A 15,772-nucleotide genomic window follows, 5' to 3' on the forward strand; every position below is an offset into this window, starting at 1 on the left:
AAGTTTTTTAATGTCGCTATTATTGTTTTTATCTTCGTAATCCTGGTGGTAAGTCTGATACTCCACCTACAAGTGCAGTTTTTGCCCATGCGCTAAGTCTGGTTGCAAAGTCATCTAAACTACTAGATTTACTTATTATATCCGCTAGTTCTATATGCATAAGCCCAGAACCATGATCTCTAGGAGGCGGAAACTTATTTGTAAGCCTAATATCCTTTGTTGGCGTTCTATGCAACCAGATTTCGGCAATGGTAGTTCCCCATCCTTTAACATGTGGAGTTTTAGATACCATAAGCCATTCATGTTGACCTCCAGGGTGTCGTATTCTATTACCTATTGTAACTTTATTTGCTTTATTGGTTAATAACAATGCTAATTCTTTACTACTTAATGCATCAAACCAAGCTGCAAATTTACCACCTCCAACTCCAGGAATATGTACTGCTGCATCAATAGCTTTTAATATTTCTTTTAATTTCCCAGGTTCTTTTAATATATCTTTTAGTTCATCTGCTGTTTTTAATACTCCTTTATCGAGTATTTTTTGAAATTGTTTAAGATTAGTTAGATCATTAGTAGCTACTAATTTTTTTAATAATCCGATGTCAGAGATTGTTTCGCTTTTAAGCACTTTCAATAAGTCTGCCATAGAATCTACTTTATCACTAGCTAAAACAATATTAAGATCTTTAATGTCATCTATTTTTCCAGTAGCTAAAGCATCGGTAATTTGTTTAGTACCTCCTTTAATTTTACTAAATTTAAATAGATTCTTTAAATCTTCTAGCTTTTTTACTGAAGAATGATGTAGTAATTCTGCAATGGCTTTACCTGAAAAGTTCCCTTTGTTTTTTACTAATCTTCCTAAAGAGGTGAGCTCATCTATAGAATTTATTAGTTTAGAATCAAGAGCTCTTAATAATGTTTCTCCTGTAAACTTTGTTTGGTCAAATGCTTTTAAAATATTTTTTGACCCAGGAACTTTTGCATTAGCTAAAATAGTATTGAGTTGCTCTATTGATTTGACCTTACTTGATAGTATTAGTTTAACAAAATCTTCTCCATTTGCAATTTTTGAGGACTTTAATAACTCATCTACTTGTGCTAAGGTTGCTTTATTAAACTTATAATTAGTAAAGAAACTCATAAAGTTTTTCTTCCCAAACCTAGAAATAGCAGTATTAATTTGTTGTAATGATTTTAATTTATCAGATGCAACAAGTTTCATGATTTTTTCAATATCGTCAGCACCAAATACATTGAAAAAGTCATCAATTTGTTTTAAAGAGGCGTTTTTAAACTTGCTGTTTTTTATAAGAATTGCAAAGTTTTCGGCCCCTACTTTTGCTATTATTTTCTCAATTCGAGATACTTCTTTTAGCTTTTTTAATGCTGCCATTGCATCATCAACACTCTTGAATGATAGTACAAATCTTTCAATTTTAGATACATCACCTATTTGCTTAAAAAGCTTTTCTGCAAGCGCGACATCCTTGGTTAACTTTAATAGTTTTTCTGCTTCATCAGCACTACCCATGGCCTTGATTAATTTGCTAATTCTGATGGGGTCAGCATTTTTAAGGCCTTTTATACTCCTTGTTATTTTTAAAACTTTTCCTATTTTTAGATATCTAGCTGGGATTAAAGTAAGTACCACTTCAAAAACAGCTCTCCCTACAAATTGACCTCTTTCATAGTCACTAAGATCATCACGAGTTATTGCTTGATATACATAATAAATAACGAGAACTATTGCTACGATAATACCTATGACTAGTAACACTGCTGCTACTATTGCAAATTTAACAGCAAGCACTACAACAACTATAATTACAACTATCGCAAGTACCGCCATCCAAAAACTGGAAAAGATAAATGCCAGAAAATCATAAATAGCCATAAAGAAACCAACAAATATTCCTCCTATAAAATTTAAAGCACGCTCCCACCAACTCTCATTTTCTATTCTCTCGGCTTCTTTGGCAATTTCTCCCTCAAGCCCTATGGATTTATCTTGAATCTTTTTAACAGCAGGCTTAACGTTTTGATCAACTTTTGCTTTTGTGTCAGCTATAGCTTTATCCCACCCATCATTTTGTTTCTTTATGGATTCAGCAGATTTTTCTTTAAATGAAGTAGTAATCTTTGCAATACTTAATTTGCCATCTTGAGCAATCTTATTGATTTGATCTACAGTATTGGTTCTAGTTTGTATAATGTTTCCTATGATAGCATCTACACTACCGTCTATGCCAGAACTTGCTTTGCTGTTATTATTTTTAGTACTACCAAGTGTATTGTTTTTTGTGCCACCCATAGACTTGATCGTATCATTTCCAATAATGTTTATCTCATTATTAAATGACTCGATCATAGTTAATAATTCTGCCTCGGCTTGTGTAAAAGCTTTTTTTGCTTCTTCTCCTTTAGAATTACTATTTTCTGTAGTAACGGTAGTAAGAAGATCATCAACTATTTGTAGGGCTTCTACCGTTTGTTTATCTACATGTTTTATTGCATCTTGAGCTTGATTATCTAGTTCAGTACTAAGCAATACAAGCAGTTTTTCCATCTTGTCTTCTTCTCCATCTGTTTTTGCTTTTAATGCTTCTATGAAAAGTGTACCATTCTCATCTAATTGCTTTACAGACTTATCTGCATGTTCTTTAATTGCTTTTGCAATAGCATCATTTTGCCTCCAGATTTCTTTGACACCTTCTGTATATCCTTCATCAAATTTCCCAGCATTTTCATCTCCATCTTTTATAATTTGATCTGCTAGGTCATCTAAAGGTTTTCGTACATCTTTAAGTTGTTTTACAATATCATTTACTTCTTCTATTCGAGCACTAGCTTTTTCTTTAGCCATCGCTTTGATACGATTTGCTCTATCATAATTTTTATATTGATCTCCCTTTTTTATAGCAATAAAGAGCATTTCAAAAGACTCTGTTTCGGCAGCATCTTTAATCTCTTTCATTGCTGCATCACCTGCAGAACGAGCAATTTTTGATTGTTTTTTTGCTTTAGCTTTTAAATCAGATTTTTGCAGATCTCTTTCATTTGATAATGTAATTACTTCTAGTAATGAGGCAGCATGTACTTCTTCTATTTTTTTCTTTTCTGCTTTTCTAATGAGAAGCTTCTCTCTTGTAAGTGCCGTTTTTATCTTTTTCACTCTGCCAGCATGCCCCTGTTTTAGGTTGCCTTTTTGTGATGAAAAGCCAGCGATAATAGCTTGTTTTTCTGCTTTATTTCGGTTAGTAATTTTTTCTTTAACAGCTTTACTATTTTCTATAATACCTTTACGATGAGTAAGTACATTATTCTTAAAAGTAGTATACTCTTTTGATACTTTTGTAATTTCAGGAAGCTGAGGTTCATTATATAAATCTTCTGCTTGAAGTTCTTTTTCTTCCTTTTCTTTATTTTCGCCTTTCTCTTTTTTTGATTTCTTATTTTTTCCTTTGTCAGGATCTAAACCGTAAATCTGATTTAACTTTTCAGGATAACTTTCTTCTTTATCTTTTCCTTTTTCAGGGATATCTTTATCTTTTCCTTCCTTTTTTTCTATCTCAGGTAATTTTTCCTTTTTCCCTTTATCTTTTCCTTTTTCGGAGTTGTATTTTTCTTGTGAACCCGTTACCTTTTTTTTCTCTTTAACTTTTACATTCGTGTCTTTCTTATCTCCAGTAGGAGGATCTGCATCCTGTTTTTGAATAACTTTTGCCTGTACTGAATTTGAAGCCCCTTGTTGAACTGTGTGTGTTAATTCGTGTGCTAATAAGTGCTTGCCAGAATCACTTTTAGGATCATATTTACCTTCATTAAAATAAATATCATTCTCATTAGTAAACGCTTGCGCTCCTAGTTGTTGATTCATTTGTATAGCATCACTATCATTATGCACACGGACCTCACTAAAATCTGCTCCAAAACCAGACTCCATCTCGTTTTTGGTATTGGTGTCCAATGGACTTCCGCCTCCTTTTGAATTTTGTAATGTACTTTCTACAGAAGGATTTACACTGCCTTCATCTCCAGATGCTTGTTTTTGTACTGTTTGAGTTTCTTCATCCTCTTTTTCTTGAATGTCCTCCTCTTCTTTGCTTTGAAGGTCTTCTTGAGATGTTTTTTGTGTCGCTAGTAGGGTAGGAGTAATATCAATAGCTTCTTTTGTTTGAAGCGTATCTTCAGGAGATGTTTCTTTTACAGATTCTTTATCTGTCATCATTTGAAGATCTTCTTCTCCCGTATTTTCTTCTTCGTCCGTTTTCTGTTCTGTTGAAGCTTCCTTGAGTTGTACTCCAGGGGTTATTGGGGCTACTACAGCTTGTTCTACATTACCTTCTTGTGTTTGAATTTCTTCGTCAGGTTGTCTTTGAATAGCAGGTGTTGCAGGAAAGAACTGTGTAGAAGGCTCATTACTTTTTGAGACAATTTGATCTGCTGCATTATCTGCTTCTACTTCATACCTATCATCTGGTTTCCCAACATTGAGTTTAGGCTGTATAAAAGCATTTTCTCCTTTACTGGCTATAGCCGAAGAAGCAGATTGTGTTGTGTTTTTTGCAGCAAACATGTATTATTTGTCTCTTTAAAACTTTTGAATTGTTTTTATACGCTTTCGCGAAAGCGTATATAGTAAGGGTTCATTTTATTAAACGGCTAACTCCAAAATCTTTGAGAAAACACTATCAATCACTCTGTTTTTGAAATGACCAATACTAATTCTGCTAATTCCTGCATTTTGAAGTGTTTTTAATATCAAAAGGTCTTTTTGGCTTTGTAATAACCATGCGAGTTCTTCTTTATCAATTTTGCCTTCTGCAAATAAGAGTGTCCATTTCTTGAGTTTTTCTTTAGAATGGGTTAAATACTCTTCCATATCTGCAATAATATCCTTGCCTTGCTCGCCAAATTTTTCTTTGGCCTCTGTGATAATCTCTTCTTTTAAATCGTTAAAAAGTTCTTCGAAATTCATAATCTTATTTTTTATAGGTTACTTATAAAGTTTACAACTGCATTTTCATTGGTTTTGTCCTTTTTTTCTTCGTATTGAATCAGGATATTAAAAGCTTCTTCAATTTGTGGTTTGGCTTCTTGAATAAAAGCAACATTAAGACTTCCTTTTTGCTCCCATAGTGCTAGGTAACTTTTTATTAATTTATTGTCATTATTAAGAACCTCCCACATTTTGGTAGTGATCTCATTCTTGCCTTTGCCTTTCTCATAAGTGAGCATTTTTTCTAATTGATTTTTTAAAGCGATCACCTCATTTTCATGTGAAGAAAAGGCATCATCAGATTTATCCATAAGGCTTAATGCCTGAAGTTTGGTGTCTATAGTTTCTGTGTATGTAAAATGATCATACAAAGAGCTTCCACAGCTGGTTATTGATATGGTGGTAACAAATGCGATGAAGTAAATTTTTAGTGTTTTCATGAGTTTTGTGGTTTCTATGATTTTATAATTGTATTTCTGTGTGTAATGTGACATTACTAGTTGAACCTTCTTCTGATGTGGGAGATATCAGTGACAAGCTCATTTTAAGAGTATATGGCTTGTTTTGATTATTAATTGCTTCTTTTAATTTTAATCTATAGGTATATGACTTTTCTGGTAATAGTGTAATTACTGGTTTATTTACTTCTTCTATTTCAGGTAACCAATCTTGATGGTTTTTTATACCAGATATTTCAAAATTCCAATCCTCTTTAGGATCGAGTGTTTCCTTATTATTAATTAATGGGATGGGAGGTTTATTTATACTTGGGATTAATTTCCCTTTTCTATCATATAGCTGATATGTTAAAAAATAGATGGGGTTATTTAATGATATTGAATTACTATGATTGTTTGTAAGCTTTACTTCAATATTACCAATCTCTGTAGAATCTATAATTGCGATAACATCAATTGATTTGAGTTCAGATAATGGTGAGGATTCTGAATGATTTACGAATTTATATGTTGTTTTGTTTTCTTCCATTTTTGTTTTGTTTTTATGATTACAATTTGACAAAACGATTGTTATTATTGTAATAAAAAATAGGCTCTTACTTTTCATACTATATTGGTTATTATGGACACACTGGAGGACAAGATGGCCATCTATTTCTTCTAGCATGTCTACAAATTCTTCTTACCATTGGGTCAACAATTGCGTGTTCGGCAGTATCGGTTGCTCCACCTGCATTATGATCATTAGCAACTAAAACTAAGATTTGAGTAAGCCAGTTTGCTTGAGCAGTTCTAAGAGCAGCGATAAATCTTGGGTCAAACCTTATAAAAAGTTCTGCTATAGTTGGGTTATTTACCAATAAGGATGCGGGGATATTTATAGCTTCTATGGCTGTTTCTAACGGTGTGATTACAGAAGGGTCTATAAGCGCATTTCTAAATCGTGTAGCATGAACGCGCTCATGTGCTAGTACTGCTTCTTGCATATACCATTGTGCTGTAGGAGGACAATTTCCTAAACTATTTAATTCTGTGATTTGAGCGCAATAGTTTGCAGCTGTTGTATTCCCTCCAGGTCCCGTAACTTCTGTTTGACTAGGTAATATTCTTTGTTGTAAAGAGTAATTACCTACTACTTCAGACAATATAGGTTGCCAAGTTGCACCCGTATTTATGACATCTACTCTTACTTGAACATTTTCTGGAAATGTGAGCCCATAATCACATGCTCCTAAAGGAATTGAAGGAACGGCTCCAGGTTGAACAATTGCATTTGCCACATTAAATGGAGCATTTGCAATTACAGGTCTTATAGGAGGATTTACTTCTGCTCCTCGGTCTCTTTTATCTAAAAAATCTATGGTATTGGTTCCTACAATGCCATCTACTGTTATTCCTACATCGGTTTGAAATGCTCTAACGGCTCTATTTGTTTCTGATCCAAAATCACCATCTACCCCAAAATTAGGTAAAGGATACCCTAATTTTATTAATACCTCTTGAATTCTTCTTACATGGGTTCCTTTGTTTCCATTAGTTATAGTTCTGTGATTATCAAAAGTAGCTTCTAAAGCTTTATTTTTAGAAAATCGGCTAGCAGGAGGGAAATCATGGCCATCACCTATTTTTAGTTGGACCTTTTTCTGAACCATTCCTTTTTGCTGAATCGTATGAGTTAATTCATGAGCTAATAGATGCTTCCCGTCTTTAGAATTTGGGTTATACTTTCCCTCATTGAAATAAATATCATTGCCATGCGTAAAGGCTTGTGCTCCTATTTCTTTATTCATTTGAACAGATTCACTATCTGTATGAATTTTAACATGTCCAAAATCAGCATTGAAACCTGATTCCATTGAAGATAAAGTGCTAGGATCCATTTTTCTTCCACCTCTTCCTTTTCTTAAGGAACTTTCTAATTTTGAATGTGTGGAATTTTGGGATTTGCTTTTTTGTAATGGAGATTCCTCATTTTCATTTTTTGACATTTTCTTTTTTTCGCACTCACTACATTTTGCTTGTACAGATTCTTTTTCTTGTCCACATTCTGCACATTTTGTTTGCACAGCTTCTTCCTCCTCCATGGCTTGAACGGGTTCTTCTTCTTCCATTTTTTGAACAGGTTCCTCTTCCTCCATTTTCTGTACGGGTTCTTCTTCTTCCATCATCTGTACAGGCTCCTCTTCCTCCATTTTCTGTACAGGTTCTTCTTCTTCCATCATCTGTACAGGTTCTTCCTCCTCCATTTTTTGAACGGGTTCTTCTTCTTCCATCATCTGCACAGATTCTTCCTCCTCCATTTTCTGGACAGGCGCTTCTTCTTCTGAAGCTTCCATTTTTTGTACTAAAGGAGTCACACTTTCGGCAAGTGGTTTTTGTTGTACTTCTTCTTCTCCTTCCATTTTTTGTACAGCCTCACCAGATCCTGTTTTATTGACAACTTTGTCTGCCATATGATCTGCTTCTACTTCATACTTATCACCAGGACTTCCCATAGCCAATTTTGGTTGGACTTTTGGTTTAAAAAATGAATCTCCACCCAGAACTTGGTTTGGTGGAAGTTTTGATTGCCTCCTTCTCATAATCCGCGTTTTATATTTTTATTACCAATTAGTAAATATCATATGATCAAGCCATGGGAATCTACAAATGCCTATTCCCCATGGAAGTTTATCTACTAAAATGTCTTGTGTTTTTCGTTCTATAACAATCTTAGGATTGTCTTCTTTAAAACTTAATTTACCTTGTCTTTGTAAAAATTCGTGACGTAATAAATCTGTAGATGCATTATGAAGTACTCCCCAATTTTCAATCACAGATGTCAACAATTCTTCTGCTTGCTCTTTAATAGTATCTGATAATTGGATGTGTCTTCTAATGGGTGTTTTCACAGGAACACCGCATAGAAATTTTTCAAATAGCATCTGACTTTCTAATTGCTGCTCTTTTTTTGTTGCTAGATAGTGTAATGCATGAATTGCTAACTCCTTATTTATAATTTCATTATTGTCATTTGTGATTTCACAATTCCTAAAAAAATGTTTTAAATAAGGGTGTAAAATGATAAGCCCAGCATTAGGCACATAGTATGTCCCTGTATTTGTAAATACGAGTTCTTCTCGTTGTGTTGTGATTTCTTTTATGTAAGTATCTATAGTAAGGGACTCGCTTTTGTTTTCTTTTTGAGGTAGTGATGTAATTTCTTTGTCATCTTCGTTTTTGTTTTCTGATACTTCTTTTTGAAGATGATTATCAAATCGTTTTTTATCTCCTGAAATATGTGTAGAATCAGCTATTGTATTGTCTTCTGTTTTATTGATTTGTTGTGATGCTTTTTTGGGTTTATTGTCTACATCTACATCTGCATTTATATCTGTAATACTCTGTGTTTCTTTTTGTGATTTGAGATCATTTTCTTCTGATGATGCTTCTTTGTCTGCCTCATTTTGAATAGTTATATTTTCTTTAAACATTACTTGTTCATTATCTTTTATGAGGTTGGTTAAGACGTTATCATTTGGAAATTTTTCATTAGTATTTGCAGTGTTTTCTTCTATTTCTTTCGGTTTTATAGTGTTCGATTTTTGTAATTGTAATACTGGTTGTAACACTATTGATGCTTCCCCAGAAAGACCTATCTCATTGTAAGTGTGTATGAGATGTGCTACTCGTGATATGTGTGTTTCAGAGGTGTTTTTTACGTCACTTTGTAAGATCGTAAGGGTATCAGGTTTTGAAATTTTAAATGCCTGTTGTATCATGGCTAAGACCGCTTTCGCGAAAGCGTATACATCTTTATCCTGAATCGCTGTATTTTTTATAACAACCGAAGAAATCGTTTCTATAAAAACAGTGAGATTTTTTGATTGTAAATAAGTGATGAGTTCACTCCACATATAATCTCTAGCTATTTCGCTTAAAGAACTGAACGACTTTATGATGTCATCATGTAGGACTTTAGTTTGAGCACTGTTTTTAAAGGTAGCTTTCAGTATTGTTTGTAACTCTGGGTCTGTAAACTGTTGAATAGAGCGTTTTTTACAAATAGGTTTGTGAAGTAAATTCTTGTATTGGTTTGCAAAAGAACTACTTGCAGCAATCTCTGTAATTTCCTGATGTGTAAATTGCAATGAATCTCCTGTAGATTTCCACCAAGGTGTATATCCGTTTTCAATAAAAAAAAGTAACGATCGTTGATGGTGTTCTTGGGTATTTATAAGCAGTACTTCTTCTGTAGCTTTTGAAGGTGCTTTTAAAATGGCATCAATTTTTTGAACTAATTTTTCTTTTGTATCTGTTTTTAAAGTTTTAAAATCATTGTGATTTGTCGCTTTGATATCCAGTCTTAATTGTGGTATTTGTACAATTTCTGATGGAAGTTTTTGCTCTATACTTTTAAAATAATTTTCTAGATAGGGAAGAATATCTTCCTTTAAGAACATTCCAAGGCGATCCTTGAGATCATACGCTACAGTTGTGCTGTTGGTCTCAATCTCAAGGAAAACCTTGTTTATGATATGTTCTTGTTCTAGTATCATTATGATATAGGTGCAATTAGGTCTATAAAGTCTTGTATACGTACTCTTGTATAGTTAGGTAGCGTATCACTATTAAGACATTGCATTAAGAATTCTCTTAAAGTTCCTTCTAATTTTTTTGGATCAGGATCCCCTATATCAAATTCCGTATTTGAAAGTGAACCTAGTGCAGTTTTAACAACATCCATAACTGGATCTAGATTTGCTATATCTTGATCGTTTAAATCATCTTGGCAATGGAGAATATGTATTAGGAGTCTAATTTGTACTCGTAAGTACTTTGATGCAAATATAAATATCTCTGAGCCAGCTTCTTCTTGTAATAGCCCATTAGAAGTAAACGTAATGTGCTGTGAAAATGCCTCATTCAATTTGTCATTTCTATCTCCATTTATATATAGATTAATATCATTCATGACCCTTTCATATAATGCCTTTGTTACATTAACGATATGATTAGGATTCTCTGAAGAAGGATCATTTTTTATGGTGTCATAATCATCTGAAATTGAATTAGCTACTCTTTCATTACAATTTTTTGGTTCTTCATTATTGAAAGTTACCGTGATTTCTGTATTATCTGATATAAAATTATCACAGAGACCTCCAGAGATTATTAATATCCCATTTGTAGAAAAATCAATAAGTTCTTGAGGATTATCTGTTGGTAATTGAAATGTTACTTCAGCACCTTGTCCATTACCTTTTTCTCCTCCTTCAAATTCCCATCCTACATTTGTACCAGGATATAAAGTAGCATCATAGTTTACTGCGGTAAATGTGATTGTAATTTCAGTTTGTCCGTCTACTAACTGAATATTTTTAGGAGACCAGTCTATACCAAAATTCACAAGTTCTCTCCTAACAATTAATGTTTCTGAAGTATTTACCTCTCCATTTATAATAAAACGTATCGTTTCATTAAACCTATTGAAAGCTGAAGTAAGTCGTATTGTACGTGTTGATCTATTAATTGAAATTCCAGTACTATTACCTTGTACATCTATAGTTGTGTCAGGAGAAAGATTATATTGAGTTACAACCTCATTTCCTCCTTCTTCAAAACAAACGGCATTATCATTTAAATTAAACTCAATATCTGGCTCTGTAATTTCTATAGTTACCGTTCGGGTAGTAACCTCTACAGGATCACAAGAAGAAGTATTCAGCATTAATGATATATCAAAAGAAACCGGGCCAGTTGGATTAGCTGGTATTGTAAAATTATGTAAAGGATTTAGGTCTATTGAGGTGTTTTCATCTCCAAAATCCCAAGCAGCGGTTACTTCAGTTTCTTGTTGTGGTGTTAATCCGTCTATAGAAAAATTAACTTCAACAGTTGTAGTACCTCTTTCTACAGAAATAGTGTTTGGTGACCAATTTATAGCAGCATTGGTAGGTCGTTCTCTTACAACAAGCACCTCAGATTCTATGACTTCACCATCTATAACAAATCGTATATCTTGCCCATAGGCATCAAATAGGTTATGTTGTATGTTTATAGTATCTGTTAATACCTCAATTCCTGGGATGTCACCTTCAACAGTCATAGGCGCAAGAGGAATTACTTGAAAGCCTACATCTATAAATCCTACTTCTGGATCGAGACATACTTCATTTCGATCTAGTTGAAGTGTATGGTCTACATCTGTAATCGTAATCTGTATTTCTTTTGTTATTTGCACAAAACTACATGGTCCTCCTTCTATGGAAAGCACTACTGTAAAAGGATGCGTGCCAGGTTCTAAATTTGCAGTGTTATATTCATGTGTAAAATCAATTTCACTAGAAACTCCTCCATCTCCAAAATCCCAATTGAACCCTAAATCTTCTTTCTGCTCATCTGTTAGACCTGTAACTACAAACGAAATAGAAACACTTGGTGTTCCTTCTGCCACCGTTGGGTTTTCTGGAGTACAAGTGAAATCTGCAAAGTTATTTTTGTTTGTAACCACTAGTTCAGGAGTGGTTTGAGCTTCGTCATTTACTGAAAATGTAATTGCAGTATCATATGCAGTAAATTCTTGAGGATTTATTAATATACTATTTCCATCAATACGTATTCCTTCTATTTCTCCATTTACAGTTACTACTGCATTTTGAGGTTGTACATTAAATGATATTTCTTCTTCTTGATCACTTTCTGGATCTACACAAGGATTTGAATCGTCTAAAATTAAACTTGTAATAGGATCTAAGAATGTAATATCATTTATATCTGCATCATTTGCACAAAGCTCATTGGTAACAGTTAAGGTTGGAGATACTGTATTGTCTGGTGCAATCGGTAATGTATATATATGACTTACGATACCATCAGAACCTGGTCTCACTGAAGAAATAGGAGTGTTATCTCCAAAATTCCAAGCAAATACACTTGTTGTATTGATTCCCGTTCCGGATACTTCAAAAAATGCCTCTACTCGAGTTCTATCGTCATTATACACGAAGTCATCTTCTAAAACGATAACCACAGGTTGTGGGTTTTCATATACAGTAATAACAGCTGTAGTTTCTTCGTCATTTACAGTAAATCTAATGGCTGTTCCAATTAAACTAGAGTGAATTTGATTAGCGTCAAATGCATAGGTGCCATCATCGTTTTGGATAACGCCTCCAGATATGTCACCTTCTACAACAGCTTTTACTTCACCATCTGGAGGTGAAACTGTAAATGGAATAGGAGTTGTGCTATCGTCTAAACAGATAAAAGATGTTGGGAGACTTAAAGAAACGGGTTCTTTAGGTATAATGAAATTCACTGGTGCACAATCAGAACAGCACATATACGGTAATGCAAAATCAGCAATAACTGTATTTCTTGTTGTTAAGTTTCTTGTGATGATCTCGTTTTCATCAAAAAAGATTCTTTCATTCGTATTGATAATTGCGGGATTTAAGAATTGAATAAAATTCTCTTCTTTTCTAATATTTTGATCTAGTAGCTCTATATAGAGTCTATTTTCTTTAGGAATCGCTTTACATTTTTTAGATAAGCCAGCTACTCGCCATATGTTGTTGAAGAATTCTGCAAGATTATAGACCGTTTCTTCAATGCTATCCCCAATCATGACAATCTCATTTCTAGGCACTGGAGTTACTTTTGTTATTTCTTCAAGAAATATAAATCGTGTGCTTATTCTATCGTCCCAAAGTTTGATAATACCTCCATTCGTATCAAATGGAGTTTTAAGGCGCTTATTTATAATACGATCATCACTATTTTTATCAATTATAATGTCAGGAAAAGGACTGTTGATAATGACCTCGTCCACTTTTGGTTGTTCTAAGAATTCTAATTCCAACCGTACAGGTTCATAGGCTACATTATCTTCTGCATTTCCTGTTAAATATGCCATTACAAAAGTTCCCCCTTCTGGTACACCTCCATAATGTCTAAGCCCTGGATGTTTTTTTACAAACTCAGAGAGTTGTAGTTGCGTTAAAATTTCTTCTTTTCTTTGTTCTATTTCATCAAGAAGGATCGCTAATTTTTCTCCTGAACAACACACGAATGAAAGTTGATTTATTAGAAGTCCTAAAATATCTTTTAGTGTATCTTCTAAATCTAAGGTTTGATAAGTAACCTTAAAACGTTTTACAAGTTGACATACCTCATCCAATGTTAATTCATAGGTATCAATATTACCTGTGTCAATCTCAGAAATAGATTGCGGTATTCTTTCAGAAAGAATATACGTTACAGATAACAGGTCAATAACATCATTGTATATAAAGTCACGGACGTTTGGTTTTGCATTCCATTCATCTGTAGATAGCAATGCATCTATTTTTGACTTTGCTGCATTTTTAATGTCATTTGCAGAGCCTTTTTTGTTTTCTTCAAAGGCCTCTTTCATATAACGTCCTATGGTTTTTTCTTCTGCAATAATACTTTCGTCAATGACATTTTTTTGATAAGGTTTGCGTGTTTGTTTTCCAAAAAGGAGTTGGTCTTTTCGCGATAAAATAGGCTGCTTATCAATATTAAAATCTACGCTAACCTTACCTTTAGGAAGTACATCTGCGGTGATGTCAGGGTTAATTTCAATATTAGCATTTGGGACTTGTTTGATTTGAGTATAATCAATTTTCCGTATGTTATCTCCTACTTTATCAGTAGTAAACCCAGAAAAGAAGTTAGCCATAGATGCTAGTATACATTCTTGTTCTGTTGTCCATGCTTTAAGCAGTACATTGAGATCTTCAAACTCACAACGATATTCTCCTAAATCAATATCTTCTATGGTTGGATTTACAGATAAGACTTTTACGTCAAAATTTAAACCATATTCTTTTTTTAAGATTAGAACTTGATCTAAAGCGTCTCTGTACGATTTCCCCTGTATTCCTTCAATTCTCAAAAAGTTATAATTGTCTATTGCATGGAGAAGTGGTTTCCGGACAACAGGAGATGTAGAAAGATTTGCAGTATGATAACTTAAGTTTGAAGTTTGAGTGAAATTTTGATATTTTTCATAACTCCAATTATTTAAAAATGCATTGGTTACATTATAGTAAAATGGAATAGTTTTATGACTTAAAAGCCCTCGAAGTCGTGAAGGAGTTATTTTTATTTCTTCCCCTTTTTCTGTTTCTAAATAATTCTTTATAATAAGTTGTACTCTGTTTAATAAACTTTTTACCTTTTTAAGGTTAGTATCTTCGTGACCTATAATAGGAGATTTATAAAAGCGGTGTCTTAATGATTTATAATGTGTTTGGGTTTCTACTAGTCTTCCTAATAACAAGTGTTTTGGGAATGATCCAATAGAAGGACAACAGTGCACATTAAGATGTAATAGTAAGTTTTTAATTTCTGTGTATGTGTCTACTAAGTCTTTTAATACATCATATCTGTATTGAAAGTCAATAGGAACAGCAGAAGGGCTTATATCAAAAAGAGCTGAGATATCGGATGAGATGGTATTATTTCCAAATTTTTGTAGAATAGCATCTAATCCAATACTTAGATCAGCTAATGTATCATTGTCCTTGATGAGTTTATAATAGTTTTGTTTTAAACGGATAAACTCTTTTGTGTTTTCATCCGTAAGAATATCTCGTCGCACTGCTATTTCTGGTAAAGCGAGATAGTATTCATACCAGTCGTGTTCATTATAAATAGGATCTTGTCCTGCAATTGATTTTGCGTCATCAGTAGATACTAATAATACGCGTAATCTAGCTATTTGTTCTATCCCTTGATTGTCACAATCTAAGGCAGTACATAAGTCACCTTTTTTAGGATAATTTTCTAAATATAGCAGGACAACTTTATCGTTTAATTCGGCATTAGATAAAGTATTTAAGTTTGTATATGTAGTATTCGTAGTATCTATATCCTCCTCTGGAAAAATCTCTAAAAGTTCTATTTGAGTTTCTTCTTTAATGAAAGGGGCATATAACGCATTACTATCATCAAAAGATCTGAAATGTGTATATGTTTTGAAAGCATTTTGCACAAGTTGGAAACCAGGAGATATCACTTGCCCTTCAATAGGTTTTTTAGGTTCTACAAGTGCTAATAGATCACCATCAGTAGTAACGCCGTACCCTTTGGTAATATAGATTTCTTTTTTAGAGCCATTATATGTAATGTCAAAACCACATACAATTCCAACGCCACTTAAACTTATCCTAGATAAGTGATCTTGGTCTTCAAAATATTCTAAAAATTGATTTAGTTGCCCTTTTGTCAGGACTTGATTATCACTAAATTTACTATACTGTGTCGTTATGGTAGTTAGCTTTGTGTTCATCCTAATATT

The 15,772-nt window shown here is 33.3% G+C and carries 7 protein-coding genes; all 7 read right to left on the bottom strand.

Annotation, left to right across the window (positions count from 1 at the left end):
- Positions 1-28 precede the first annotated feature (28 nt).
- On the bottom strand, positions 29-4,582 hold the full coding sequence (locus tag CHB80_RS06730) for an eCIS core domain-containing protein (RefSeq protein WP_089370626.1): 4,554 nt from the start codon (positions 4,580-4,582) through the stop codon (positions 29-31).
- Positions 4,583-4,660: 78 nt separating this feature from the next.
- Positions 4,661-4,984 (bottom strand): hypothetical protein, encoded by a 324-nt coding sequence (locus CHB80_RS06735; protein ID WP_089370627.1) that lies wholly within the window; start codon positions 4,982-4,984, stop codon positions 4,661-4,663.
- Positions 4,985-4,995: 11 nt separating this feature from the next.
- Positions 4,996-5,445, bottom strand: coding sequence for a hypothetical protein (locus tag CHB80_RS06740; protein ID WP_089370628.1), 450 nt, complete (start codon positions 5,443-5,445; stop codon positions 4,996-4,998).
- Positions 5,446-5,467: 22 nt separating this feature from the next.
- Positions 5,468-6,070 (bottom strand): hypothetical protein, encoded by a 603-nt coding sequence (locus CHB80_RS06745; RefSeq protein WP_218823077.1) that lies wholly within the window; start codon positions 6,068-6,070, stop codon positions 5,468-5,470.
- A gap of 13 nt (positions 6,071-6,083) precedes the next feature.
- Complete coding sequence (locus CHB80_RS06750; RefSeq protein WP_089370630.1) at positions 6,084-8,045, bottom strand: eCIS core domain-containing protein; 1,962 nt, start codon at positions 8,043-8,045, stop codon at positions 6,084-6,086.
- A gap of 21 nt (positions 8,046-8,066) precedes the next feature.
- Positions 8,067-10,001, bottom strand: a complete 1,935-nt coding sequence (locus CHB80_RS06755) for a contractile injection system tape measure protein (RefSeq protein WP_089370631.1) — start codon at positions 9,999-10,001, stop codon at positions 8,067-8,069.
- A complete protein-coding gene (locus tag CHB80_RS06760; RefSeq protein WP_089370632.1) occupies positions 10,001-15,763 on the bottom strand; it encodes a PKD domain-containing protein in 5,763 nt (1,920 codons plus the stop codon). The genes CHB80_RS06755 and CHB80_RS06760 overlap by 1 nt, the downstream gene beginning before the upstream one ends.
- Positions 15,764-15,772 lie beyond the last annotated feature (9 nt).

It is taken from the genome of Dokdonia pacifica, from assembly GCF_900188275.1.
Classification (GTDB): Bacteria; Bacteroidota; Bacteroidia; order Flavobacteriales; family Flavobacteriaceae; genus Dokdonia; species Dokdonia pacifica.

Coding starts and splice junctions, on each gene's coding strand:
- CHB80_RS06755 (WP_089370631.1), bottom strand. CDS start 10,001: ATGATACTAGAACAAGAACATATCATAAACAAGGTTTTCCTTGAGATT.
- CHB80_RS06735 (WP_089370627.1), bottom strand. CDS start 4,984: ATGAATTTCGAAGAACTTTTTAACGATTTAAAAGAAGAGATTATCACA.
- CHB80_RS06745 (WP_218823077.1), bottom strand. CDS start 6,070: ATGAAAAGTAAGAGCCTATTTTTTATTACAATAATAACAATCGTTTTG.
- CHB80_RS06740 (WP_089370628.1), bottom strand. CDS start 5,445: ATGAAAACACTAAAAATTTACTTCATCGCATTTGTTACCACCATATCA.
- CHB80_RS06750 (WP_089370630.1), bottom strand. CDS start 8,045: ATGAGAAGGAGGCAATCAAAACTTCCACCAAACCAAGTTCTGGGTGGA.
- CHB80_RS06760 (WP_089370632.1), bottom strand. CDS start 15,763: ATGAACACAAAGCTAACTACCATAACGACACAGTATAGTAAATTTAGT.
- CHB80_RS06730 (WP_089370626.1), bottom strand. CDS start 4,582: ATGTTTGCTGCAAAAAACACAACACAATCTGCTTCTTCGGCTATAGCC.